The sequence below is a fragment of the Streptomyces sp. NPDC002785 genome (assembly GCF_040295565.1).
In the GTDB taxonomy this organism is placed as follows: Bacteria; Actinomycetota; Actinomycetes; order Streptomycetales; family Streptomycetaceae; genus Streptomyces.
In genome coordinates, this window is sequence record NZ_JBEOVN010000111.1 from 1 (window position 1) to 23,850 (window position 23,850).

The following is a 23,850-nucleotide window of genomic DNA, read 5'->3' on the forward strand; positions in this document are numbered from 1 at the left end:
TGCGGTGGAGCCATGAATCCCACCGCAAGACCGCACGAGCCCGCACCGTCGAGGACCTCATCGCAGCGTAACCAACCGGCCACCCGACAGGCTCTGAGCCCTGGCAGCGTCCAGACCAGCGCGGGTGCGGTCCTTGATCAGGCTGCGCTCGAACTCCGCCATGGCGCCCACCACCTGAAGCATAAGCCGCCCGTCAGGCGTGTTGGCCCTGGAGTCCTGGCTCAGACGCCAGCCGCAAGGTAGCTAGATGATCACGTGCTCGCCGCCGTGGCGCGGTGGCGGGTGAGGGGTGCTGGCCCTTCTTCGCGCCCGTGGTGATGACGAGCCGCTTGGCGATGTCGCGCAGGCTCATCTCCTGGTCGCGCAGGTGGAGGGCCATGGACAGCATGTCGTCGTCGGTCACACCTGCGCCGCCGATGGTCTTGCCGCGCTTACGGGCGGACTCGTGGCCTTCGAGGGTGCGGTCGCGGATGTACTCGCGTTCCATGCCGGACATCGCGGCAAGCACGGTGAACACGATGCCGGAGGGGCCGTGCGAGCCCTTCAGCTCGCCGGTTAGGAACTCCAGGCCGACGTCGCTGGCCTTCAGTTGCTCGGCGAGCATGGCGAGTTCGATGCCGCGGCCGAGCCGCTTGTGCTCGTGGACGACGAGGGTGACGCGCACGCCGGAGGAGCGGATCTCCCCGGCGAGCTTCACGGTGGCCTCCAGCTCGGGGCGCATGGTAGCGCGGGTGGAGATCTTCTCGGAGAAGAGCGGTCGAGGCGCGGGCGTAGCCGAGGCGGACTTCGAGCCGTTGAGTGTCCGTGCCGGTGCCAAGATGGTCGAGTCGCGGCGAACGGAGCGCATCGGTCGCCTGGCCGGCCAGCTCGACCCGCACCAACGGCAGGCACTCGCCGCGTCGCTGCCCGCACTCCTTGAAATGGCCCGGCTCGCCGCCCAACCACCCAACAGGCCGACGGCACCGCTTCCCCCCACCCAGTAAGGAACCACGCCATGACCACCCCGCACGCCTTCCCCCTGGAGCCCACCCCGATCCATGTGTCCGACGAGGTCCTCGATGACCTGCGCGCCCGTCTCACGCTGACCCGTCCGCCGCTGGACGAGGGGAAAGGGGACTGGTCCTACGGCGTCCCGGACAGCTACCTCCGTGAGCTGGTCGCCCACTGGCGGGACGGCTACGACTGGCGCAAGGCCGAGGCCGCCATCAACGCCTACGAGCACTACCAGGTGAGCGTCGCCGGTGTCCCAGTGCACTTCATGCGCAAGCCCGGCCGCGGCCCCCGCCCGATCCCGTTGATCCTCACCCATGGCTGGCCGTGGACGTTCTGGCACTGGTCGAAGGTGATCGACCCGCTCGCCGACCCGGCCGCGTCCGGCGGTGACCCCGCCGACGCGTTCGACGTCATCGTGCCGTCCCTGCCCGGCTTCGGTTTCCCCGGCCCGCTCACCGGCTTTTCGGACGTCAACTTCTGGAAGGTCTCCGACCTCTGGCACACCCTGATGACCGAGACCCTGGGATACGAGAAGTACGCCGCCGGGGGCTGCGACATCGGCGGGATCGTCTCCAGCCAGCTCGGCCACAAGTACGCCGACGAGCTGTACGGCATCCACATCGGCTCCGGGCTGCCGCTCGACTTCTTCACCGGCCCCCGCTCCTGGGACTTCGCCCGGAATCGGCCCCTCACCGACGACCAGCCCGCCGACGTCCGCGCCCGCATCATCGAGCTGGACCACCGCTCGGCGTCCCACCTCGCCGTGCACATGCTCGACGGCGCCACCCTGGCCCACGGACTGAGCGACTCACCCGCCGGACTGCTCGCCTGGCTGCTGGAGCGCTGGAACGCCTGGAGCGACAACGGCGGCGACGTCGAATCCGTCTTCACTAAGGACGACCTGCTCACCCACGCCACGATCTACTGGGTGAACAACTCCATCGCCACGTCGATGCGTTACTACGCCAACGCCAACCGCTACCCCTGGACCCCTGCCCACGACCGCACCCCGGTCGTGCAGGCACCGGTCGGCCTCACCTTCGTCACGTACGAGAACCCGCCCGGCATCCACACCGCCAACGAGCGCGTCCGGGCGTTCAAGACCGGCCCGCAGGCCGATTGGTTCAACCATGTCAACGTCAACGCCCACGACCACGGCGGCCACTTCATCCCCTGGGAGAACCCCGACGCCTGGGTGAGCGACCTGCGCCGCACCTTCCACGGCCGCAGGCCCTGAACGACCCTGCGGGCTCGTCCGGCGACGGGCCAGGCGAACGCGCCTGGCGGAGGCGTACGCGTCGGCCGACCGGCCCGCACCGACCACCACGCCGTCTGCCTGAGCCGGCCACCCTGCGGGACCCCGCTCACGCAGCAGCTGCTTACGCCCCTGGGCTACTGTCCGCAGCTCCCGAATCTTGAAGTCCATCGCATCCCCTGAACTGGGTTGTTGCGACGACCACTAGAACGGAAGGGTTTCCCCGGCAACGGGCCGAGAACGTCGCTCAGGCGGCTACAGGAGCCCTTCCTGATAGGCGATGTCGTCCGAGAGGTCCTGACGGATCTCGTCGTGCTGTTCGAGTGTCAGCCGTGCGGACCTGCGGGCGGGTTCCTCGGTCTCTACCCTGGCGATCGCGACCAGCTCCGCCGCGTGGGCTTCTTCCTCGGTCACCGGTCCCCACGCGAAAGACAGGCGGTCCGCGACTCCGCGCGGGTGCAGGGTCACCCGCAAGTTCATCAGCCGGAGGAGGTGTGCGCGGCCGGTTTCGTCCTCCGCTTCCCAGGCTTCCGCCATCGTGCGCCCGGTGGGAACGGACACCTCTCGTGTCCTCGGGTCGTGTTCGGCTTGCAGTCGGGTGTACGCGGCTTCCAGCTCCGTTGCCTTGCGCTCAAGGATCGGCAGCATCAGCGCACCAGCGGTGGCCATGCGCTCTGCAACCCGCTCGGCTTGCTCCTGAACCTCTTCGATCTCCGCTGACAGGTCGTTGCCGCCTTCAAGGCGGACGTGCCATTCGTTGAACCTGCCAAAAACGGTCAGGAACTCATGCTTCACGCGTTGATCAAGTGTCTCGGCGTAGATGGTGGTGTGGCCTGCCTTGCAGCGATAGAGCGGCACGCCCTTGTCCGACGTTCCGCCGTTCAGCTTGCAGCCGCGATAGCACACCGCCATGCCGGAGCACATGGGCGTAGCACGTCGCGGCGCACGGTTCTTGCCGCTGGCCAGGGCGTCCATGCGGTCTCGCGCCGCCCTCAACTCCGCCGCTGACAGGATCGGCTCCGCGAGCTGGACGGGTGTGACACCGTCGGCCCCGGTGATCAGCTTTCCCCTGTGGGTGCGCTGGCCGCGCAGCGTCGGTGCCTTCAGCAGTCGTCGCCACTGTGGCTCGCTGACGCCCACGATCTTCGCCGTACCCGCCACTGTTCCGCCGTTGACCAGGGTGGCCACGGCGTCCCGGATCTGTGCCGCCTGCTCAGGCTCTATCTCCAGGTAGGCGGCATCGTCACGTCGCACGATGCGGTACCCGCGAGGCGCGCGCCCTGATGCCCAGCGGCCCTGCTGGCGGCGTGTGGCGTGGCCCTCCGTGATGCGGTCCTTGATCATCTCGCGTTCCCACTCGGCCAGTGCCGCCAGTACGACAGCGACCATGCGGCCGGTGGGGGTCAATGTGTTGATCGTGCCGTCGGTCGTGGCGATGTTGACGCCGTACCGCTCGCCCCACGACACGAGACGAAGGAACTCCGACACGCTGCGCGCGTACCGGTCCAGCTTCCACGCGATCACGAGATCAGGCCGGGATGCCATGAGTGCATTCATCTGATCTCGTGCCTCAAGCGGTTTGGCGCCCGATACGCCGGCGTCGGAGTACTCCACGGCGTCGGCCGGGTCGTACCCATTCGCGGTGAGCCACCGCCGGGCCGCCTCTCGCTGCGTCTCAATCGATGTGGAGTCGTGCGACTCCCGGGACAGCCGCAGGTAGATCGCAATGCGCACAGCTTTTTCCCCTCCCACCCCATGAACAGGGCCTCTATGTTGTCAGAGGTGACCTCTTTATGCCCCCGGGACGAGGTCATAGGCGTCGTCAAGCGGGCCGTCGCCGCCGTGGAGGCCCGCACCGGACGGGTCTCCCTCGTGCTGAAGGCCGACATCCGCCCCGGTGTCACCGACGGTCTGACGTCCAAGGTCGCGACGGTCGAGCGGTACCTCGCGGACTGACGTACCACCCGTTCGCGTGACCCGACGAGCCCCCGGCCCCACCCGGCCGGGGGCTCGTCCCACTCCCGCGCGCCGGATGGAGAACAGCACCCACCGACCGCATTCGGACCGAAGTACGAGACGGGGCTGACCAGCATATGACCAGTGGGTAAGGTCGATCCCGTGCCGAAGCCGCTCAGTCTCCCGTTCGACCCCATCGCCCGCGCCGACGAACTCTGGCAGCAGCGCTGGGGTCCTGTTCCCTCGATGGGGGCGATCACCTCGATCATGCGTGCGCAGCAGATCCTGCTCGCCGAGGTCGACGCGGTCGTCAAACCGTACGGGCTGACCTTCGCGCGGTACGAGGCACTGGTGCTGCTCACCTTCTCCAAGGCCGGTGAGCTGCCGATGTCCAAGATCGGCGAGCGGTTGATGGTCCACCCCACCTCCGTCACGAACACCGTGGACCGGCTGGTCAGGTCCGGTCTGGTCGACAAGCGCCCCAACCCGAACGACGGCCGCGGCACTCTCGCCTCGATCACCGACAAGGGCCGAGAGGTCGTCGAGGCGGCCACCCGGGAGCTGGTGGACATGGAGTTCGGGCTCGGGGTGTACGACGCCGAGGAGTGCGCGGAGATCTTCGCACTGCTGCGCCCGCTGCGGATCGCGGCCAAGGACTTCGAGGAGAAGTAGCGCCGCGCGCCGCACGGCCCGCTGCAAGATCGCCCCCGGCGCCCGGTTACGCTCGACGTCATGAAACGCAGCGTGCTGACCCGGTACCGGGTGATGGCCTACGTCACCGCCGTCATGTTGCTGGTGCTCTGCACCTGCATGGTCTTCAAGTACGGCTTCGACACCGGTGCGGGGCTGACGCTCGTCGTCTCCCAGATCCACGGTGTGCTGTACATCATCTACCTGATCTTCGCCTTCGACCTGGGCTCCAAGGCGAAGTGGCCGCTCGGCAAGCTCCTCTGGGTGCTGATCTCCGGCACGATCCCGACGGCCGCGTTCTTCGTCGAGCGCAAGGTCGTCCAGGAGGTCGAGCCGCTGATCGCGGACGGCTCCCCGGTGGCAGCCAAAGTCTGACCCGAACCGCCCCGTGCGAAGCACCGGGCGGTTTGCCATCGACATTTACTAGGACGTCCTAGTAAATTCGATGGTATGGACGCTGACGCGATCGAGGAAGGCCGCCGCCGCTGGCAGGCCCGTTACGACAAGGCCCGCAAGCGTGACGCGGACTTCACCACACTCTCCGGAGATCCTGTGGAACCCGCGTACGGCCCCCGCCCCGGGGACACGTACGAGGGGTTCGAGCGGATCGGCTGGCCCGGCGAGTACCCCTTCACCCGGGGGCTCTACCCGACCGGCTACCGCGGCCGGACCTGGACCATCCGCCAGTTCGCCGGCTTCGGCAATGCCGAGCAGACCAACGAGCGCTACAAGATGATCCTCGCCGCGGGCGGCGGCGGGCTCAGCGTCGCCTTCGACATGCCGACGCTGATGGGCCGCGACTCCGACGACCCCCGCTCGCTCGGCGAGGTCGGGCACTGCGGCGTGGCCATCGACTCCGCCGCCGACATGGAGGTCCTCTTCAAGGACATCCCGCTCGGCGACGTCACGACGTCCATGACGATCAGCGGACCCGCCGTCCCCGTCTTCTGCATGTATCTGGTCGCCGCCGAGCGCCAGGGCGTCGACCCGGGCGTGCTCAACGGCACGCTCCAGACCGACATCTTCAAGGAGTACATCGCGCAGAAGGAGTGGCTCTTCCAGCCCGAGCCGCATCTGCGCCTCATCGGCGACCTCATGGAGCACTGCGCGCGCGACATCCCCGCGTACAAGCCGCTCTCGGTCTCCGGCTACCACATCCGCGAGGCCGGGGCGACGGCCGCGCAGGAGCTCGCCTACACCCTCGCCGACGGCTTCGGCTACGTGGAGCTCGGCCTCTCCCGCGGGCTGGACGTCGACACCTTCGCCCCCGGTCTCTCCTTCTTCTTCGACGCGCACCTCGACTTCTTCGAGGAGATCGCCAAGTTCCGCGCCGCCCGCCGGATCTGGGCCCGCTGGATGAAGGAGGTGTACGGGGCGAAGACCGACAAGGCGCAGTGGCTCCGCTTCCACACCCAGACCGCCGGGGTCTCCCTGACCGCCCAGCAGCCGTACAACAACGTCGTGCGGACCGCGGTCGAGGCCCTGTCCGCCGTCCTCGGCGGCACCAACTCGCTGCACACCAACGCCCTCGACGAGACCCTCGCGCTCCCGTCCGAGCAGGCGGCGGAGATCGCCCTGCGCACCCAGCAGGTGCTGATGGAGGAGACCGGCGTCGCCAATGTGGCCGACCCTCTGGGCGGTTCCTGGTACGTCGAGCAGCTCACCGACCGGATCGAGGCCGACGCGGAGAAGATCTTCGACCAGATCAGGGAACGCGGCACCCGGGCCCACCCGGACGGGCAGCACCCCATCGGACCCATCACCTCCGGCATCCTGCGCGGCATCGAGGACGGCTGGTTCACCGGCGAGATCGCCGAGTCCGCCTTCCGGTACCAGCAGTCGCTGGAGAAGGGCGACAAGCGCGTCGTCGGCGTCAATGTCCACCACGGCTCGGTCACCGGCGACCTGGAGATCCTGCGGGTCAGCCACGAGGTCGAGCGCGAGCAGGTCCGGGTGCTCGGCAGCCGCAAGGACGCCCGCGACGACGCACGGGTCAAGTCGGCGCTGGACGCGATGCTGGCCGCCGCCCGCGACGGCTCCAACATGATCGGGCCGATGCTCGACGCGGTACGGGCAGAGGCGACGCTCGGTGAGATCTGCGGGGTCCTGCGCGACGAATGGGGCACCTACACGGAGCCGCCCGGCTTCTGACGGTTGGGTCGATGGTCCCGGACCGGGCGGACCGACCGGCCGCCGCGGGCCGGGCCGCGCCCGGCGGCTGCAGCCCGCCCCGCTACGCGGAGGCCGCCGTGCCCAGCCCCGCGAGCAGCAGCACGGTGAAGCGCCGGGCCCAGTCGGCGTCGACGGGCTCGGCGCTCACCAGGGCCCGGTGCACGACCGCGCCGGCGATCACATCGAAGATCAGATCGGCGGTCGTCGCCGCCACGGCCTCGTCCTGCTCGACGGGCAACTCCCCGCGCTCCTGGGCCCGTTGGCGCCCCTGAAGCACCAGTCGCTTCTGCCGGACCACGATCGAGTCGCGAATCCGGGTCCGCAGCGCCTCGTCGCGGGTCGACTCCGCGACCACCGCCATCAGTGCCGTCTGGGTCTCCGGCCGCTCCAGCAGTGCGGCGAACTGCAGCACCACCGCCTGCACATCGGCCGACAAGCTGCCCAGATCGGGCAGTTCCAGCTCGTCGAAGAGGACCGCGACGGCGTCCACGACCAGCTCGTTCTTGCCCGCCCACCGCCGGTACAGGGTCGTCTTGGCGACTTTGGCCCGCGTCGCCACATCGCCCATCGTCAGCTTCGACCAGCCGAGGTCGACCAGGGAGGCTCTGGTCGCCTCCAGGATCGCTTCATCGGCCGCGGCGCTGCGCGGACGTCCCGTTCGAACGGGTTTGGGATGGCTGCGGCTCAGCATGCCGTGACCATACCGGTCAGTAAGTAGAACCGGCCGGTCCCGTTCGCCGTGAGACAGATCACCGAACGCACTTGTGCGCGAAGGGTGCCGGGAAGTTACGCTACGGGCCGTAGCGTAAAGACGATGGTCATGCCGTCGTGACGCCACGAACGAACGACAGCCACAGGCACCGGGTGGGGACCCGGCGCCGAAACGGGTCTTTCAGGGGCCCTCGGACACCGTGTCTGTCCGTGCCCCCCGCACACCGGCGGGGACCGCGGACGGGTGCGGTTCCCGTATCGCTTTCCGTATCGGTGCGCCAAGGGGGGAGGATGTACGTATGCAGCCTAGGAACATGTCCATGAGCGGCGTCGTCGACCTCGCCGCGGTGAAAGCGGCCGGCGAGGCCAAGGTGAAGGCGGAGCAGGCCCGTGCCGAGGCCGCCCGGCAGGGTGGTGGCGGTGCCGTGTCGCCGTCCGCCCTGGTGATCGATGTCGATGAGGCAGGCTTCGAGAGCGATGTCCTGCAGCGCTCCGCCGAGGTCCCGGTCGTCATCGACTTCTGGGCCGAGTGGTGCGAGCCGTGCAAGCAACTGGGTCCGCTCCTGGAGCGCTTGGCCCATGAGTACAACGGCCGCTTCGTGCTGGCCAAGGTCGATGTCGACGCCAATCAGATGCTGATGCAGCAGTTCGGCATCCAGGGCATCCCGGCGGTCTTCGCCGTCGTCGCCGGGCAGGCCCTCCCGCTCTTCCAGGGCGTGGCCCCCGAGGCTCAGATCCGGCAGACGCTCGACCAGCTGATCCAGGTCGGCGAGGAGCGGTTCGGGCTCACCGGAATCGTGGTCGACCAGGACGCGGCAGCTGCCGAGGAAGCCGCCCAGGCTCCTGCCGAGGCGCCCGCCGGGCCGTACGACGCCCTGCTCGAAGCGGCCGTACAGGCCCTGGACGCCAGTGACTTCGCCGGTGCCATCCAGGCGTACAAGGACGTCCTGTCCGACGATCCGGCCAACACGGAGGCCAAGCTCGGCCTCGCCCAGGCCGAACTGCTCGCCCGGGTCAAGGACATGGACCCGCAGCAGGTTCGCAAGGACGCCGCGGAGAACCCGGCCGATGTCACGGCGCAGCTCGCAGCCGCCGATCTGGATCTGGTCGGCGGTCATGTCGAGGACGCCTTCGGGCGGCTCGTCGAGACGGTGCGCCGCACTTTCGGTGACGACCGTGACGCGGCGCGGGTGCGACTGCTGGAGCTGTTCGAGGTGATCGGCCCCGACGATCCGCGGGTCGGCGCCGCGCGTACGGCGCTGGCGCGGGTCTTGTTCTGATGTGACAACGCGGCCGTGGCACCCCCTGGGTGTCACGGCCGTTTTCGCGAGCGGGCAATAAGAGACGCCCCCGCTTTACTAAATCTTGATAAAAGTACGGCCTGTTACTCGCAGTAAATCACCCCTCGGGATCTGTCCGCATAAGGACCCCGATCCTCCCTTTCGTCCTTCCGTCCGGCGCCACCCTGTGTGGCCGGGCGATGCCACCCGGTCGCGCATCGGTTATCGGGTCGTTACTAGCGAGTAACGAACCCTCTTGTGCCACGGGCGGGAATGCACCACGATCGGCCACGCTCGGTCCAATAACGCCAGCCCGACTGCCAGTCGGCGCGGCGGCCCTGTTGGGTCCCCACCGAGTGGGTCGGCGGCAGTGGCGCCGACTCCGGACAGGGGGGTTCCTGCCGTCCGGCAGGGCCTGTCCGAACAGGTTGCGCGAACGCGCGGCCAGTGGTTGTCGCTCGGGGGTGATCGCCGGTGATTCGGACGCGGTTCCTGCCTCCGTGCGCGGCGCTCTCTTTCCGAGGACGTAGCACTTCTCCCATCCCAGGACGGGCCGAGGCCCGGACCGGAGATGTACGTCCGAGAAGGAGGAAAAAAAATTATGAGTTCCCAGGTTCGTGGCGGCACCAGATGGAAGCGTTTCGCTCTGGTCATGGTGCCGAGCGTGGCGGCGACCGCAGCGGTGGGCGTCGGCCTGGCGCAGGGTGCGCTCGCGGCTTCGTTCAGTGTGTCCGGTCAGAGCTTCAAGGTAAGTGCGGACCGTCTCGTCGGCCACAACTTCGTCCAGTACGGCAGCGTGGCCACCGGCACGGACCCCGAGGGCAAGAACGGGGCGCACGCCGTGGCCGTGTCCGGCTTCAGCGATGCCAAGATCACCAACATGTGCCAGTCGGTGGTCACTCCGAACCTTCCGTTCGGTCTCGGCACTGTCACGCTGGTGCTGAACGCGGGTACGGACCCGAAGAGGCCGGTCAGGGCGACCAACCTGTACCTGGATGTCGCCGAGCTCGACGCGGACGCCTCGTTCAAGAACATCGACATCGGTGTTGCTGCGGGTTCCCTCAAGGACCCGAACAACCCCAAGTCGATCGGCATCCAGCCTCGCACCCAGGCGAACCCGAACGGCTTCGCGCAGCGCGCCGAAGAGGCGAGGCTGACCAATGTGAAGCAGACGGCGTGGGCGACCACCGCGGGCACCTTCAAGCTCAGCAACCTGAGCCTGCGGCTGAAGTCCGGCGACAAGCCTTGCTACTAGGGCACTTGCCCAGGGTGGCCGGGGTGCCCGCCACGGACCTCCGGCCGCCCGCCCTTTCTCTTCTCACAGCAGTACCGGTTCCAGGGAGCTGTTTTCCATGAGCCCCGAGTCCACAGGGCAGAACGAGCACTACCTCCGCGTCTTCCGGCGGGGATTCCGCACCTGGCGGGGTAACCGGCCGTTCTGGGCGGGCCTGTTCACCATGGTGGGTGGACTACCCATCGCGTACTTCCCGTACGCCAACATGCACCTCGGCAACATCACGCTGGCGATGTCCACCACCGCCGGTGCCGGATCGCTGATCATCGGGGTCCTGCTGATCACGCTGGGCCTCACGATGTGGTTCCACCACATCGTGAGAGTGTTCGCCGGAGTTGCCGCGATCCTGCTGGCGCTGATCTCCATACCGGTCGCCAACATCGGCGGGTTCCTGGTCGGTTTCCTGTTCGCCCTGCTCGGTGGAGCGCTCTCCATCTCCTGGGCCCCGGGCGAGCCGAAGCCCGACCCCATGGACGCCGGTGCCCAGGGGCCGACGACCGAGGACGCCGGCCCCGGGACACGGGAGCCCGAACCCGAGTTCCACAGCACGGCGGTGGTGCCCCAGCAGCAGCCGGAGCAGTACGACACGACAGTTGAGGTCGACGGCGGGAGGCATCGTGCGGGGTGACGAGACGCAGCTGAACTCGACCGGGGCGGACCTCCGGACGAGGAGCGGACCGCGCCACGCGGCCCCCCGGAAGTCGTTGCTGACGAAGCTGCACATACCCGCGGGCAAGGCCTTCGCGCTCGCTGCGATGCCGACAGCCGTCTTCATGGGCATGGGGCTCACCCCCAAGCTCGCGCTGGCCGACGACAGCACGGACATTCCCTTCGCGCCCGGCCCCTGCGTGACCCGCTCCGACGAGCCGAGCGAGCCCGCGTCCTCGTCCCCGTCCCCGTCCGCGTCGGAGACGAAGTCGCCGTCCCCGTCCGCCACCGATTCCATCGGCAAGGGCGACACAGCGATGCCGAAGCCCTCGGCGACCCCGTCGGCGAGCGACGCGGCACAGCCGGAGGCGAAGGCCGCCGACGCGCCCGCCGCCGCTGCGCCGAGCGCCTCGCCCACCCCCACGAAGTCGACGAACCCACTCGACCCGCTGGGCGTCGGCGACGCGCTGAAGGACCTCTTCGACGGACCGGACAAGGCCACGGCGAGCCCGTCCCCGAGCGCGAGCACCGCGTCCCCGAAGCCGTCGCAGAGCGACACCGCCAAGCCTGCGGAGAAGGCCGCGGAGAAGGCCGCGGAGAAGGCCGCGGGCGCCGCGAAGGAGACCGCCGACAAGACCGCCGCCGCCATCCGTGACGCCGCGGACGCGGCCGGCAAGACGGTCAAGGAGCTCGACGACAGCGCCAAGGGGCTCGACGCCAAGAAGGACGAGGACATCCCGGACGGCGCCAAGCCGCGCTTCCCGTGCCCCACGGCCGACCCCGAGGCACTGGCCGCGGCCGACCTGGAAACGGGCGTCCCGCTGCTCCCCACCGACCCGTGGATCCTGGAAAGCTCGCTGCTCACCCTCAACGGGCTCGACTACAAGGGCATTGTCGAGGTGAAGACGCAGGACGGCAGCATCAAAAAGGTGCTGAAGTTCACCGCGAGCTCCATCGACATCAAGGACCTCCACCAGCTGACGGTCGGCCCGCTCGGCACCACGGCCCACGTCCAGGCGCGGAAGGGCTCCACGTCCACCATCCGCGACGGCACGGTGACGATGTACACGGAGGAGCTGAAGGGGAACCTCTTCGGCCTCATCCCCATCACGTTCAGCCCGCAGACACCGCCGCCGCTGAATGTACCCTTCGCCTTCTTCACCAAGGTCAAGGTGACCCAGGCCGGCCAGTTCGGCGGCACGCTCACGGTTCCGGGGCTGCACAACTACTTCACCGGCGCCAACACCTAGCCGGCACCGACCCGTTCGGGAGCCGCACAGACGACTGTGGGCCGCACTCGGGGAGGAGTGCGGCCCACAGTCTTGCCGTACGGGTACCGCCGCGTCAGTCGCGCGCCCCGCCTCCCACGTGGTGCACCCGCACCATGTTCGTCGTGCCCGGGATGCCGGGGGGCGAGCCGGCCGTGATGACCATCGTGTCGCCCTCGTTGTAGCGGTCCAGCTTGAGGAGTTCCGCGTCGACCAGGTCGACCATCGCGTCCGTGTTGTCCACGTGCGGGACGACGTGGGCCTCGACGCCCCAGCTCAGGGCGAGCTGGTTGCGGGTGGACTCGTCCGTGGTGAAGGCCAGGATGGGCTGCGCCGCGCGGTAGCGGGAGAGCCGGCGGGCCGTGTCGCCGGACTTGGTGAAGGCGACCAGCGCCTTGCCGTTCAGGAAGTCCGCGATCTCGCAGGCGGCACGGGCCACCGAACCGCCCTGCGTGCGGGGCTTCTTGCCCGGTACCAGCGGCTGGAGGCCCTTGGAGAGCAGCTCCTGCTCGGCGGCGACGACGATCTTCGACATCGTCTTGACCGTCTCGATCGGATACGCGCCCACGCTGGACTCGGCCGACAGCATGACCGCGTCCGCACCGTCCAGGATCGCGTTGGCCACGTCGGACGCCTCGGCGCGGGTCGGCCGCGAGTTGGTGATCATCGACTCCATCATCTGGGTCGCCACGATGACCGGCTTGGCGTTCCGTCGGCAGAGCTCCACCAGGCGCTTCTGCACCATCGGGACCTTCTCCAGGGGGTACTCGACGGCCAGGTCGCCGCGGGCGACCATCACGCCGTCGAAGGCCATGACGATGCCCTCCATGTGCTCGACGGCCTGCGGCTTCTCGACCTTGGCGATGACGGGGACCCGGCGGCCCTCCTCGTCCATCACCTTGTGGACGTCCTTGATGTCATTGGCGTCCCGTACGAAGGAGAGCGCCACCAGGTCGCAGCCCATCCGCAGGGCGAACCGCAGGTCCTCGACGTCCTTCTCGGACAGGGCCGGGACGTTGACCGCCGCGCCGGGCAGGTTGATGCCCTTGTGGTCGGAGATGACACCGCCCTCGATGACGATGGTCTTGACCTGGGGGCCCTCGACCGCGACGACCTTCAGCTCGACGTTGCCGTCGTTGATCAGGATCGGGTCGCCCTTGGCGACGTCGCCGGGCAGGCCCTTGTAGGTCGTGCCGCAGATCGACTTGTCGCCGGGGACGTCCTCCGCGGTGATGGTGAACTCGTCCCCACGAACCAGCTCGACAGGGCCCTCGGCGAACTTCGCCAGGCGGATCTTCGGGCCCTGGAGGTCGGCGAGCACACCGACCGCGCGGCCGGTCTCGGCGGCGGCCTTGCGGACCCGGTCGTAACGACCCTGGTGCTCCTCGTGGCTGCCGTGACTGAAGTTGAAGCGGGCCACGCTCATGCCGGCCTCGATCAGAGCGACGAGCTGCTCATGGGAGTCGACGGCGGGACCGAGTGTGCAGACGATTTTGGAACGGCGCATGAGGCGGATCCTATCGGTTTGTTTCGATGCGGAATATTCCGTCTGGTGGAAGATACAAAGGGGCGCGGGGGTGCTCAGTTGTGGGCCTGTCCGACGAGGGTGAAGGTCTGGACGGCGATCTCCAGCTCCTCGTCGGTCGGCACCACGGCGACCGCGACCCGTGCGTAGTCCGGCGAGATCAGCCGCGGTGCGCCGGACCGTACGGCGTTCAGATCCGCGTCCACCACCAGACCGAACTCCTCGAGACCGGCGATCGCAGCCTCCCGTACGGGCGCCGAGTTCTCCCCGACCCCCGCCGTGAACACCACGGCATCCACCCGCCCGAGGACCGCCGAATAGGCGCCGATGTACTTCTTCAGCCGGTGCACATAGATGTCGAACGCCAGCGCCGCACGCTCGTCGCCCTCGTCGATCCGGCGCCGGATCTCCCGCATGTCGTTGTCGCCGCAGAGCCCGACCAGACCGCTCTTCTTGTTGAGCAGTACGTCGATCTCGTCCGCCGACATCCCCGCCACCCGCTTGAGGTGGAAGGTGACGGCCGGATCGATGTCGCCGGAACGCGTACCCATCACCAGCCCTTCCAGCGGGGTCAGTCCCATCGAGGTCTCCACGCACCGGCCACCCGCCACCGCCGACGCCGAGGCGCCGTTGCCCAGGTGCAGCACGATGACATTGACCTCTTCAGGAGTGCGTCCCAGCAGCTCGGCGGCCTTGCGGGAGACGTACGCGTGCGAGGTGCCGTGGAATCCGTAGCGCCGGATGCGGTGCGCGTCGGCGGTCTCCACATCGATCGCGTACCGCGCCGCGTACTCCGGCATCGTCGTGTGGAACGCCGTGTCGAAGACCGCCACCTGCGGAAGGTCCGGACGCAGGGCCTGGGCGGTACGGATGCCGACGATGTTCGCCGGATTGTGCAGCGGGGCCACCGGGACCAGGCGCTCGATCTCCTTCAGCACCTCGTCGTCGATCACCACGGGCTCGGTGAACCGCAGCCCGCCGTGCACCACCCGGTGGCCGATCGCCGCAAGCTCGGGTGAGTCCAGGCCAAGACCGTCGGCCGCCAGCTCCTCGGCCGCCGCCTTCAGCGCGGCCTCGTGGTCGGCGATCGGGCCGGTGCGCTCACGCCGCTCGGCGCTGCCGCCGACCAGCGGGGTGTGCACCAGGCGGGAGGTCTCCTCGCCGATCCGCTCGACCAGTCCGGCCGCCAGCCGGGAGTGGTCGCTCATGTCCAGGAGCTGGTACTTCACCGACGAGGAGCCGGAGTTGAGCACGAGTACGCGATTCGCCGTCACGGTGGCGGGACTCTCGGTGCCGTCTTCTGCGGTCGGGGTGGTCATGCGCCTTGCTCCTCGCCCTGTGCCTGGATCGCCGTGATGGCCACGGTATTGACGATGTCCTGGACGAGCGCGCCCCGGGACAGATCGTTGACGGGCTTCCGCAGCCCCTGGAGCACCGGTCCGACGGCCACCGCACCCGCCGAGCGCTGCACGGCCTTGTAGGTGTTGTTGCCGGTGTTCAGGTCCGGGAAGATCAGCACCGTCGCCTGACCCGCCACCTCGGAGCCGGGCAGCTTCGTCGCGGCGACGCTCGGCTCCACCGCGGCGTCGTACTGGATCGGACCTTCGATCCTGAGATCCGGCCGGCTCTCGCGCACCCGGTCCGTCGCCTCGCGCACCTTGTCGACATCGGCGCCCGATCCCGAGGTGCCCGTCGAGTACGACAGCATCGCGATCCGTGGCTCCACGCCGAAGCGGGCGGCGGTCGCGGCCGACTGCACCGCGATGTCCGCGAGCTGCTCCGCGTCCGGGTCCGGGTTGACCGCGCAGTCGCCGTACACCAGGACCTTGTCGGCGAGGCACATGAAGAAGACGGAGGAGACGATCGAGGCGTCCGCCCTGGTCTTGATGATCTCGAACGCGGGTCGGATCGTCGCCGCGGTGGAGTGCACGGCCCCGGAGACCATGCCGTCCGCGAGCCCCTCCTGGACCATCAGGGTGCCGAAGTAGTTGACGTCCACGACGACGTCGTACGCCAGTTCCACCGTGACCCCGCGGTGTGCGCGCAGCTGCGCGTACCGCTCGGCGAAGCCCTGGCGCAGCTCGGACGTCTGCGGGTCGATGAGCTGCGTACCGGCGAGATCGATGCCGAGGTCCGCGGCCTTCTTGCGGATGACGTCGACGTCGCCGAGGAGCGTGAGGTCGCAGACGTCGCGGCGCAGCAGTACGTCCGCGGCGCGCAGCACCCGTTCCTCGGTGCCCTCCGGCAGGACGACCCGGCGCCGGTCGGCGCGGGCCTGCTCCAGCAGCTCGTGCTCGAACATCATCGGGGTGACCCGGCCGCTGCGGGCCACCGAGATCCGGTCCAGCAGGGCGCCGGTGTCCACATGGCGCTCGAAGAGGCCCAGCGCGGTCTCCGCCTTGCGAGGCGTCGCCGCGTTCAACTTGCCTTCCAGCGCGAAGAGTTCACCAGCCGTGGGGAAGGAGCCGTCGGCCACGGAAACGACGGGGGTACCCGGCGCGAGTCTCGCGGCCAGCCTGAGTATCTCCTCGCCGGGGCGTTCGTTCAGGGTCAGCAGCACACCCGCGATGGGCGGGGTCCCGGCGCTGTGCGCGGCCAGCGAGCCGACCACCAGATCCGCCCGGTCCCCGGGCGTGACCACCAGACAGCCCGGCGTCAGCGCCTTCAGCATGTTCGGCAGCATCGCCCCGCCGAAGACGAAGTCCAGCGCGTCCCTGGCCAGCCCGGAGTCGTCGCCGAGCAGCACCGTGCCGCCGAGCGCCGCGGTGATCTGGGCGACGGTCGGCGCGGAGAGCGCCGCATCGTCCGGCAGGACGGAACAGGGGACGGGCAGCCGGGCCGTCAGTCGCTCCGCGATGACATCGCGGTCCTCGGCCGCCACCCGGTTCACGATCATCGCGAGGACGTCGCAGCCCAGGCCGGCGTACGCGCGGTAGGCATTGCGGGTCTCGGCCCGTACGGACTCCGCGGTCTGGCCCTTCCCGCCGACCACCGCGATCACCGAGGCGCCGAACTCATTGGCGAGGCGGGCGTTGAGCGCCAGCTCGTCGGGGAGCTGGGTGGCGGTGAAGTCGGTGCCGAGGACCAGCACGACTTCGTACTTCTGGGCCACCTGGTGGAAGCGTTCCACGAGCCGGGAGACCAGCTCGTCCGTACCCTGCTCCGCCTGGAGCGCGGACGCCTCGTGATAGTCCAGGCCGTAGACGGACGAGGGGTCCTGAGGGAGCCGGTAGCGGGCCCGCAGCAGCTCGAACAGCCGGTCGGGTCCGTCGTGGACGAGCGGCCGGAACACCCCGACCCTGTCCACCTGACGCGTCAGGAGTTCCATGACTCCCAGATCGACGACCTGGCGGCCGTCTCCCCGGTCGATCCCGGTCACGTACACGCTGCGCGTCACGCGTGTTCTCCCGTCCTTTTTGCGGTTTGGGATGGTATTGCCATGTTGACGATACCTGCGGGGGCCAAGACCGCCCGCCGGGCGAAAGGCCCTCTGCGGAGGGCCGTAGGACCCTCGCCCGTCCGGCCGGTCGGTCGCCGGATTCACTGCTGCGTCCGGCGGAACGCCCGTGCGGGACTCCCCGGAGCGGCCGAGAGCGCGAGGTCCAGACCAGACGTGGGACAATCGTTATGGCTCACGGTACGGGGGATTTTGCAGTCGCCCCCGAAATGCACGGCACTGAGGGCTGTCCCGTAATCCGTGGTGGATCAGCGCGCGGCGTCAGATGTGGTGCATCGCAAGGCGGAGGGGCGCCCGCATACTGGATGTATTCGGGCGTTCCGGCAACGCGGCGAGGTGCCGCAGCTGTCGTCGTGCGCCCACCAGGGATTACGGGACAGCCCTTAGCGAGCAGGAGATACAGCACGATGCGCATCGGAGTTCTCACCGCAGGCGGCGATTGTCCAGGCCTGAACGCAGTGATCCGGTCGGTCGTGCACCGTGCCGTGGTGGGTCACGGCGATGAAGTCATCGGCTTCGAGGACGGGTTCAAGGGGCTCCTCGACGGTCACTTCCGCCCCCTCGATCTCAACGCGGTCAGCGGCATCCTCGCCCGCGGTGGCACCATTCTCGGCTCGGCCCGGCTGGAGCGCGACCGGCTGCGCGAGGCCGCCGAGAACTGCGCCGAGCTGAGCCGCCGTTACGGCATGGACGCCCTCATCCCCATCGGCGGCGAAGGCACCCTCACCGCCGCGCGGATGCTGTCGGACGCCGGAATGCCCGTCGTCGGCGTCCCCAAGACCATCGACAACGACATCTCCGCCACCGACCGGACCTTCGGCTTCGACACCGCGGTGGGCGTCGCCACCGAAGCCATAGACCGCCTCAAGACCACCGCCGAATCGCACCAGCGGGTCATGGTCGTCGAGGTGATGGGCCGCCACGCCGGCTGGATCGCGCTGGAGTCCGGAATGGCGGGCGGCGCGCACGGCATCTGCCTTCCCGAGCGCCGCTTCCAGGTCGAGGACCTGGTGAAGATGGTCGAGGAGCGCTTCGCACGCGGCAAGAAGTTCGCGGTCATCTGCGTCGCCGAGGGCGCGCACCCGGCCGAGGGCTCCATGCCGTACGCCAAGGGCGAGATCGACCAGTACGGCCACGAGCGCTTCCAGGGCATCGGAAACAGGCTGGCCATCGAGCTGGAGACCCGGCTCGGCAAAGAGGCCCGGCCAGTCATTCTCGGCCACGTGCAGCGCGGCGGCACGCCGACCGCGTACGACCGGGTGCTCGCCACCCGTTTCGGCTGGCACGCGGTGGAAGCCGCACACCGGGGCGACTTCGGCCGGATGACGGCTCTGCGTGGCAACGACATCAAGATGGTTCCGCTCGCCGACGCCATCACCCAGCTCAAGACGGTGCCGGGGGACCGGATGGACGAGGCCGAGTCCGTCTTCTGACCTAAGGGCTGTCCCGTAATCCCTGGCGGGCGCACGACGAAAGCTACGGCACCTCGCAGCGTTGTCGGAACGTCCGCATACATCCAGTATGCGGACGTCCCTCCGCCTTGCGATGCACCGCATCTGACGCCGCGCGCTGCTCCACCAGGGATTACGGGACAGCCTTTAGGCGCGGCAGCGTCACAAGCAGTGGCCGGCGGCCCTGACCATCCCCCCGTGGGCGGTCAGGGCCGCTTGCCGTTACCCCTGGCGGTCAGGGCCTTGTCCGGAGGGCCGGGGCGGACCGGCCGTGACGGCGGCTGCGGGCCCACGGAGGTGGAGCCCGATCTCCTTCGACCCGGTGGCTTCGGACCCGGCCGACGGCTGAGAGCAGCACGGCCCGCAAGGGGCGGCCGGCTCAGGCGCTCGCCCCCGGTACCCCCGCCGTCTGCCAGAACCGTTCCACGATCTTCGCCAGGAACTCCCGCCCCGCATCGCCCGTCGCCCCGGCCCGCTCCGTACCCGTGCTGCTCCAGCTCAGCGTCGACGCCATCAGCGCGTGGTAGTCGGCGTACACCTGTTCCAGTACGTCCTGCAGGACCCCGCGCTCCAGCGGCACCAGCTTCGCCACCGGCCGGACATGGGCCTGCCAGCGTGTCGTCACCGCATTGCGCAACAGCTCCGCCAGCTCCTCGTCCCGGCCCGACACCGTCACGAACCCGGCGGCCGTCAGCCCCAGTACCTCGCTGAGCACCGCGGACTGGCGTTCGCTGCCGCGCCAGCGCCCCGACTCCTCCATCCGCAGATACGCGGAGGCGGTCAGCCCCAGCAGACGCGCCAGCTCCTCGACGGCCAGCTCCCGGCTCACCCGGTGCTCCCGCAGGGTCCGCGCGGCGGTCAGCAGCTCGCCCGGCGAGCACCACAACACTCCGGCCAGCGCCGTGAGTTCGTACTTGCTCGGGACGGCGAGCCCGCGTTCCCAGGCAACCACGGTCTCCGTGCTGATGCGGAGCCCGTACTGGGCTCCGAGACCGTACGCGACATGACCGGGAAGCATCCCCAGGGCCTCGCGGAGTCGGTGCGCGGCAGGGGCGTTGAAGGGCGGGGAGGGGTGCACGGCCCCACCGTAGGAGTCGACACGCGGTCTGAATACGGTGTGTTCCACCGAGACCACGGCTCGTAGGAACGTCCTAGGCGTGTTTCGAAAGTCCCGTCCGCCCCGGCCGGACGGGACTTCCGAAACACGCCCCGGTGCCGTACGGGGTCAGCGCTCCTGGGGCACCCACCGGTAGTGCAGCTCCGGGCGCCCGATCTGACCGTACTGCGGACGGCGTGCCGCACGCCCCACAGTCACCAGATGTTCCAGATAGCGGCGCGCGGTGATCCGTGAGATGCCCAGCTCCATCCCGGCCACGCCCGCCGTCACCCCGTCCGGGGCGGCCCGCAGAACGCGGGTGACGGCCTCCAGTGTCGGGCCGCTCAGCCCCTTCGGCAGGTGGGTCGGCTGTGGTGCGCGCAGTGCGCCGAGCGCCCGGTCCACCTCGGCCTGACCGCTCGCCTCACCGGCCGCCGCGCGGAACTCGGCGTAGCGGACGAGCCGGTCGCGCAGGGTGGCGAAGGTGAACGGCTTCAGCACGTACTGGACGACACCGAGCGACACCCCTTCCCGGACCACCGCCAGATCACGCGCCGACGTCACCGCGATGACATCCGCCGAGTGCCCGGCCGCACGCAGCGAGCGCAGCAGCTGCAGACCGTGCCCGTCGGGCAGGTACAGATCCAGGAGCAGCAGATCGACGGGCGTACGGTCCAGCGTCCGCACCGCCTCCGCACGCGAGTGCGCGACCGCGGCCACCGTGAATCCGGGGACGCGGTCCACGTACAGCTGATGGGCGTCCGCGGCGACGGGATCGTCCTCGACGACCAGTACCTGGATCATGCGGTGGCCTCCTTCATGGGGTGCGTCGTGCGGTTGCCGATGGCCAGCGGCAGGCGCACCGTGAACTCCGCACCGCCGTCCGGGCCGCCGCCCAGTGCCACCGTCCCGGCGTTGCGATGCACCGCCTGCTGTACGAGGGCCAGCCCGATCCCCCGGCCCGCGCCGTGCGTCGACCAGCCCCGGTCGAACACCTCGGCGGCGTCGTCCGGATCGATCCCCGCCCCGGTGTCGGCGACCCGCAGCAGCAGCTCGTCCTCCCCGGCGAGTGCGGTGACGGTGACCAGGGCGCGAGTGGACCGGCCCGGCACCGCTACTCGCCGCCCGGGCACGGCCTCCGGGCCGGGCGTGCTGCCGGTCACCGCCTCCGACGCCGCGTCCACCGCGTTGTCGATCAGATTGCCGAGGATCGTCACCAGGTCCCGTGGCGGCAGGGTCGCGGGCAGGGCGCCGTCGTCGATCAGGCTGTCGTCCGCGAGAACCAGCTCCACCCCCCGCTCGTTCGCCTGCGCCGCCTTCCCGAGCAGCAGTGCCGCCAGCACCGGTTCGGCGACGGCGTCCACCACCCGGTCGGTGAGGGTCTGGGCCAGTTCCAGTTCGGCGGTGGCGAAACCCACCGCCTCCTCGGCCCGGCCCAGTTCGACCAGTGAGACGACCGTGTGCAGCCGGTTCGCAGCCTCGTGCGCCTGTGAGCGCAATGCCTGGGTGAATCCCCGCTCGGAGTCCAACTCGCCGGTCAGTGCCTGGAGTTCCGTGTGATCGCGCAGCGTCACGACCGTACCGCGCTGCTCCCCGCCCACCACCGGACGAGTGTTGACCACGATCACCCGGTCCACCGTCAGATGCAGCTCGTCGACCCGTTCCTCGGAGGCGAGCAGCGCACCGGTCAGCGGCGCCGGCAGATCGAGGTCGGCGACCCTGCGCCCGACCGCACCCGGCTCCAGCCCGAGGAGCTCCCGGCCCGCGTCGTTGATCAGCGCGATCCTGCGCTGCCCGTCGAGCATCAGCAATCCCTCACGTACCGCGTGCAGCGTGGCCTGGTGGTAGTCGTGCATCCGGCTCAGCTCGGCGGCGTTCATGCTGTGCGTGTGCCGCCGGAGCCGGGCGTTGATCACATACGTACCGATGCCGCCGAGCGCCAGTGCCCCGCCCGCCGCCAGTCCCAGCGCCCCGAGCTGCGCCCGCACCTGCGAGGAGACCCGTTCGACCGTGATGCCCGCGCTGACCAGGCCGGTGATCCTGCCGCCGTCCCGGATCGGGGTGACGACCCGGATCGAGGGTCCGAGCGTGCCGGTGTATGTCTCCGTGAACGTCTCGCCGCGCAGCGCCTGCGCGGTGTTCCCGAGGAACTCCTCGCCGATCCGGTCGGCGTCCGGGTGCGTCCAGCGGACCCGGTCCAGGGACATGATCGTGACGAAGGCGATCCCGGTGTCCCTGCGGACCTTCTCCGCGTACGGCTGCAGCACGGCGGACGGGTCCGGGGTACGGATCGCCTCCCGTACGGACGGCGAGTCGGCGATCGCCAGTGCCGCCGCCCTGGCCTGCCGGGCCGCGGTCTCCTTCGCCTGCGCGCTGCCCGAGACGTAGGCGAAGAACGCGCACCCCGCCACCACGGCCGCGACCAGCACCACCTGCATGGCGAAGAGCTGGCCGGCGAGGCTGCGAGGGCGGGTACGGGGGAGGGGGAGACGCATGGCACCAGTCTGCCTGGCCGAAAACATATGAACGAAATGTACGTAACGGTGACCGGCGTCACAAAGGGGCGGGATAGTCACCAAGCCCCCCAGGGACGGGGGAGCGACCCGGACGAGCCGAGGAGAACCCCCGTGGGAGTGGCAGCCGCCAAGCGGGACCGTACGCATTATCTGTATCTCGCCGTGATCGCGGCTGTGGGGCTCGGCATCCTCGTGGGCTTCGTGGCCCCGGACGTTGCCGTCGAACTCAAGCCGATCGGTACCGGCTTCGTAAACCTCATCAAGATGATGATCTCGCCCATCATCTTCTGCACGATCGTGCTGGGCGTCGGATCGGTGCGCAAGGCCGCCAAGGTCGGCGCGGTCGGCGGTCTCGCCCTCGGCTACTTCCTGGTGATGTCGACCGTCGCACTCGCCATCGGTCTGCTCGTCGGCAACATCCTGGAGCCCGGCCAGGGCCTCCACCTCACCGAAGCGGTGCGCGCCGCCGGCGAGAAGCAGGCGGCGGGCGCCAGCGAGTCCACCGTGGACTTCATGCTCGGCATCATCCCGACGACGATGGTCTCCGCCTTCACCGAAGGCGAGGTGCTGCAGACTCTGCTCATCGCTCTGCTCGCGGGATTCGCGCTCCAGGCCATGGGCTCGGCCGGCGAACCGGTCCTGCGCGGCATCGGCCACATCCAGCGCCTCGTCTTCCGTATTCTCGCCATGATCATGTGGGTGGCCCCGGTCGGCGCGTTCGGTGCGATGGCGGCGGTGGTCGGCGAGACCGGCGTCGACGCGCTGAAGTCCCTCGCGATCATCATGGTCGGCTTCTACATCACCTGCGCGATCTTCGTCTTCGTAGTGCTCGGCACGATCCTGCGGCTGGTCGCCGGGGTCAACCTGGTGTCCCTGCTGAAGTACCTGGGCCGCGAATTCCTGCTGATCCTCTCCACCTCCTCGTCGGAGTCCGCCCTGCCGCGGCTCATCGCGAAGATGGAGCACCTGGGCGTCAGCAGGCCCGTCGTCGGTATCACCGTGCCGACCGGCTACTCCTTCAACCTCGACGGCACCGCGATCTACCTCACGATGTCCTCGCTCTTCATCGCCAACGCGATGGGCGACCCGCTGAGCGCCAGTGAGCAGATCTCGCTCCTGCTCTTCATGATCGTCGCCTCGAAGGGCGCGGCCGGAGTCACCGGCGCGGGTCTCGCCACCCTCGCGGGCGGCCTCCAGTCGCACCGCCCCGGACTCGTCGACGGCGTCGGACTGATCGTCGGCATCGACCGCTTCATGAGCGAGGCCCGCGCCATGACGAACTTCGCGGGCAACGCGGTGGCCACCGTCCTGGTCGGCACCTGGACCAAGGAGATCGACAAGGAGCGGGTGGACCAGGTCCTGTCCGGTGCGCTCCCGTGGAACGAGCAGATGCTCAACCAGGACGCCGGGCACGGCGACGGCGCAGGCGTTCCGGAGCCGCGGGACGGCGACCGGGAGCACACGGTGGCGAAGGCCTAGGAATCGAAGACCCAGCACAGGGCCGTCGCGGGAGCTCCCGCGACGGCCCGGTTGCGTGC

The 23,850-nt window shown here is 69.3% G+C and carries 21 protein-coding genes and 1 pseudogene; 12 read left to right on the plus strand and 10 right to left on the minus strand.

What is annotated here, in order from left to right; all coding sequences use genetic code 11:
• Positions 1–57: 57 nt before the first annotated feature.
• Both ABTZ94_RS23575 and ABTZ94_RS23580 read right to left on the minus strand, forming a co-directional pair.
• Positions 58–183: a recombinase family protein gene (locus tag ABTZ94_RS23575; RefSeq protein WP_502967293.1), complete on the minus strand. Its 126-nt coding sequence runs from the start codon at positions 181–183 to the stop codon at positions 58–60.
• 10 nt (positions 184–193) lie between these two features.
• On the minus strand, positions 194–721 hold the full coding sequence (locus ABTZ94_RS23580) for a recombinase family protein (protein WP_502967294.1): 528 nt from the start codon (positions 719–721) through the stop codon (positions 194–196).
• A 10-nt stretch (positions 722–731) separates the two neighbouring features.
• Between ABTZ94_RS23580 and ABTZ94_RS23585 the strand changes: the two genes are divergently transcribed.
• Together ABTZ94_RS23585 and ABTZ94_RS23590 are read left to right on the plus strand one after the other, a co-directional pair.
• Positions 732–983, plus strand: a complete 252-nt coding sequence (locus ABTZ94_RS23585) for a hypothetical protein (protein ID WP_351203124.1) — start codon at positions 732–734, stop codon at positions 981–983.
• A gap of 11 nt (positions 984–994) precedes the next feature.
• Positions 995–2,230 (plus strand): epoxide hydrolase family protein, encoded by a 1,236-nt coding sequence (locus ABTZ94_RS23590; RefSeq protein ID WP_351203088.1) that lies wholly within the window; start codon positions 995–997, stop codon positions 2,228–2,230.
• Between the two features lie 273 nt (positions 2,231–2,503).
• Here the strand turns inward: ABTZ94_RS23590 and ABTZ94_RS23595 are convergent, their stop codons facing one another.
• Positions 2,504–4,000, minus strand: coding sequence for a recombinase family protein (locus ABTZ94_RS23595; RefSeq protein ID WP_351203090.1), 1,497 nt, complete (start codon positions 3,998–4,000; stop codon positions 2,504–2,506).
• Between the two features lie 51 nt (positions 4,001–4,051).
• Between ABTZ94_RS23595 and ABTZ94_RS23600 the strand changes: the two are divergent.
• The 4 genes and pseudogenes from ABTZ94_RS23600 to icmA form a co-directional block, all read left to right on the plus strand.
• Positions 4,052–4,204 (plus strand): annotated as a pseudogene (locus tag ABTZ94_RS23600) (thiamine-binding protein); the annotation flags it as partial.
• Positions 4,205–4,366: 162 nt separating this feature from the next.
• A complete protein-coding gene (locus ABTZ94_RS23605) occupies positions 4,367–4,876 on the plus strand; it encodes a MarR family winged helix-turn-helix transcriptional regulator (RefSeq protein ID WP_351203092.1) in 510 nt (169 codons plus the stop codon).
• 60 nt (positions 4,877–4,936) lie between these two features.
• On the plus strand, positions 4,937–5,269 hold the full coding sequence (locus tag ABTZ94_RS23610) for a DUF3817 domain-containing protein (protein ID WP_351203094.1): 333 nt from the start codon (positions 4,937–4,939) through the stop codon (positions 5,267–5,269).
• Between the two features lie 75 nt (positions 5,270–5,344).
• Positions 5,345–7,045: a coenzyme B12-dependent isobutyryl-CoA mutase large subunit gene (gene icmA / locus ABTZ94_RS23615; protein ID WP_351203096.1), complete on the plus strand. Its 1,701-nt coding sequence runs from the start codon at positions 5,345–5,347 to the stop codon at positions 7,043–7,045.
• Between the two features lie 82 nt (positions 7,046–7,127).
• Here the strand turns inward: icmA and ABTZ94_RS23620 are convergent, their stop codons facing one another.
• The gene (locus tag ABTZ94_RS23620) at positions 7,128–7,757 is read right to left on the minus strand and encodes a TetR/AcrR family transcriptional regulator (RefSeq protein ID WP_351203098.1); all 630 of its coding nucleotides are present in this window, start codon (positions 7,755–7,757) and stop codon (positions 7,128–7,130) included.
• Between the two features lie 319 nt (positions 7,758–8,076).
• On the opposite strand from ABTZ94_RS23620, the gene ABTZ94_RS23625 reads away from it, so the two are divergent.
• The 4 genes from ABTZ94_RS23625 to ABTZ94_RS23640 all read left to right on the plus strand — a co-directional run bounded on the left by ABTZ94_RS23625 (position 8,077) and on the right by ABTZ94_RS23640 (position 12,249).
• A complete protein-coding gene (locus tag ABTZ94_RS23625) occupies positions 8,077–9,057 on the plus strand; it encodes a tetratricopeptide repeat protein (RefSeq protein WP_351203100.1) in 981 nt (326 codons plus the stop codon).
• Between the two features lie 601 nt (positions 9,058–9,658).
• Entirely contained in the window at positions 9,659–10,312 is a 654-nt protein-coding gene (locus ABTZ94_RS23630) for a DUF6230 family protein (RefSeq protein WP_351203102.1), read from the plus strand.
• 97 nt (positions 10,313–10,409) lie between these two features.
• Positions 10,410–10,979 carry a DUF6114 domain-containing protein gene (locus ABTZ94_RS23635; RefSeq protein WP_351203104.1) on the plus strand — a complete coding sequence of 190 codons (570 nt, stop codon included), beginning with the start codon at positions 10,410–10,412 and terminating at the stop codon, positions 10,977–10,979.
• Entirely contained in the window at positions 10,969–12,249 is a 1,281-nt protein-coding gene (locus tag ABTZ94_RS23640) for a hypothetical protein (protein ID WP_351203106.1), read from the plus strand. Before ABTZ94_RS23635 ends, ABTZ94_RS23640 begins: the two co-directional genes overlap by 11 nt.
• A gap of 94 nt (positions 12,250–12,343) precedes the next feature.
• Here the strand turns inward: ABTZ94_RS23640 and pyk are convergent, their stop codons facing one another.
• From pyk to pta, 3 genes are all read right to left on the minus strand, one after another.
• Entirely contained in the window at positions 12,344–13,774 is a 1,431-nt protein-coding gene (pyk, locus tag ABTZ94_RS23645) for a pyruvate kinase (protein WP_351203108.1), read from the minus strand.
• A gap of 74 nt (positions 13,775–13,848) precedes the next feature.
• Positions 13,849–15,111: an acetate kinase gene (locus ABTZ94_RS23650; RefSeq protein WP_351203110.1), complete on the minus strand. Its 1,263-nt coding sequence runs from the start codon at positions 15,109–15,111 to the stop codon at positions 13,849–13,851.
• Positions 15,108–17,189, minus strand: a complete 2,082-nt coding sequence (gene pta / locus ABTZ94_RS23655; RefSeq protein ID WP_351203112.1) for a phosphate acetyltransferase — start codon at positions 17,187–17,189, stop codon at positions 15,108–15,110. Before pta ends, ABTZ94_RS23650 begins: the two co-directional genes overlap by 4 nt.
• A gap of 467 nt (positions 17,190–17,656) precedes the next feature.
• Between pta and ABTZ94_RS23660 the strand changes: the two genes are divergently transcribed.
• Positions 17,657–18,682 carry an ATP-dependent 6-phosphofructokinase gene (locus tag ABTZ94_RS23660; protein WP_351203114.1) on the plus strand — a complete coding sequence of 342 codons (1,026 nt, stop codon included), beginning with the start codon at positions 17,657–17,659 and terminating at the stop codon, positions 18,680–18,682.
• Positions 18,683–19,079: 397 nt separating this feature from the next.
• Here ABTZ94_RS23660 and ABTZ94_RS23665 read toward each other — a convergent pair whose 3' ends face one another.
• The 3 genes from ABTZ94_RS23665 to ABTZ94_RS23675 form a co-directional block, all read right to left on the minus strand.
• Positions 19,080–19,718: a helix-turn-helix domain-containing protein gene (locus tag ABTZ94_RS23665; RefSeq protein ID WP_351203122.1), complete on the minus strand. Its 639-nt coding sequence runs from the start codon at positions 19,716–19,718 to the stop codon at positions 19,080–19,082.
• Between the two features lie 207 nt (positions 19,719–19,925).
• Positions 19,926–20,600 (minus strand): response regulator, encoded by a 675-nt coding sequence (locus tag ABTZ94_RS23670; protein WP_351203116.1) that lies wholly within the window; start codon positions 20,598–20,600, stop codon positions 19,926–19,928.
• On the minus strand, positions 20,597–22,291 hold the full coding sequence (locus ABTZ94_RS23675) for a sensor histidine kinase (protein WP_351203118.1): 1,695 nt from the start codon (positions 22,289–22,291) through the stop codon (positions 20,597–20,599). The genes ABTZ94_RS23670 and ABTZ94_RS23675 overlap by 4 nt, the downstream gene beginning before the upstream one ends.
• A gap of 132 nt (positions 22,292–22,423) precedes the next feature.
• Between ABTZ94_RS23675 and ABTZ94_RS23680 the strand changes: the two genes are divergently transcribed.
• Positions 22,424–23,791 (plus strand): cation:dicarboxylate symporter family transporter, encoded by a 1,368-nt coding sequence (locus tag ABTZ94_RS23680; protein ID WP_351203120.1) that lies wholly within the window; start codon positions 22,424–22,426, stop codon positions 23,789–23,791.
• The last annotated feature ends 59 nt before the right edge of the window (positions 23,792–23,850 follow it).

Coding starts and splice junctions, on each gene's coding strand:
- icmA (WP_351203096.1), top strand. CDS start 5,345: ATGGACGCTGACGCGATCGAGGAAGGCCGCCGCCGCTGGCAGGCCCGT.
- ABTZ94_RS23620 (WP_351203098.1), bottom strand. CDS start 7,757: ATGCTGAGCCGCAGCCATCCCAAACCCGTTCGAACGGGACGTCCGCGC.
- ABTZ94_RS23630 (WP_351203102.1), top strand. CDS start 9,659: ATGAGTTCCCAGGTTCGTGGCGGCACCAGATGGAAGCGTTTCGCTCTG.
- ABTZ94_RS23635 (WP_351203104.1), top strand. CDS start 10,410: ATGAGCCCCGAGTCCACAGGGCAGAACGAGCACTACCTCCGCGTCTTC.
- ABTZ94_RS23590 (WP_351203088.1), top strand. CDS start 995: ATGACCACCCCGCACGCCTTCCCCCTGGAGCCCACCCCGATCCATGTG.
- ABTZ94_RS23665 (WP_351203122.1), bottom strand. CDS start 19,718: ATGCTTCCCGGTCATGTCGCGTACGGTCTCGGAGCCCAGTACGGGCTC.
- ABTZ94_RS23650 (WP_351203110.1), bottom strand. CDS start 15,111: ATGACCACCCCGACCGCAGAAGACGGCACCGAGAGTCCCGCCACCGTG.
- ABTZ94_RS23610 (WP_351203094.1), top strand. CDS start 4,937: ATGAAACGCAGCGTGCTGACCCGGTACCGGGTGATGGCCTACGTCACC.
- ABTZ94_RS23675 (WP_351203118.1), bottom strand. CDS start 22,291: ATGCGTCTCCCCCTCCCCCGTACCCGCCCTCGCAGCCTCGCCGGCCAG.
- ABTZ94_RS23575 (WP_502967293.1), bottom strand. CDS start 183: ATGCTTCAGGTGGTGGGCGCCATGGCGGAGTTCGAGCGCAGCCTGATC.
- ABTZ94_RS23580 (WP_502967294.1), bottom strand. CDS start 721: ATGCGCCCCGAGCTGGAGGCCACCGTGAAGCTCGCCGGGGAGATCCGC.
- ABTZ94_RS23660 (WP_351203114.1), top strand. CDS start 17,657: ATGCGCATCGGAGTTCTCACCGCAGGCGGCGATTGTCCAGGCCTGAAC.
- pyk (WP_351203108.1), bottom strand. CDS start 13,774: ATGCGCCGTTCCAAAATCGTCTGCACACTCGGTCCCGCCGTCGACTCC.
- ABTZ94_RS23625 (WP_351203100.1), top strand. CDS start 8,077: ATGCAGCCTAGGAACATGTCCATGAGCGGCGTCGTCGACCTCGCCGCG.
- ABTZ94_RS23670 (WP_351203116.1), bottom strand. CDS start 20,600: ATGATCCAGGTACTGGTCGTCGAGGACGATCCCGTCGCCGCGGACGCC.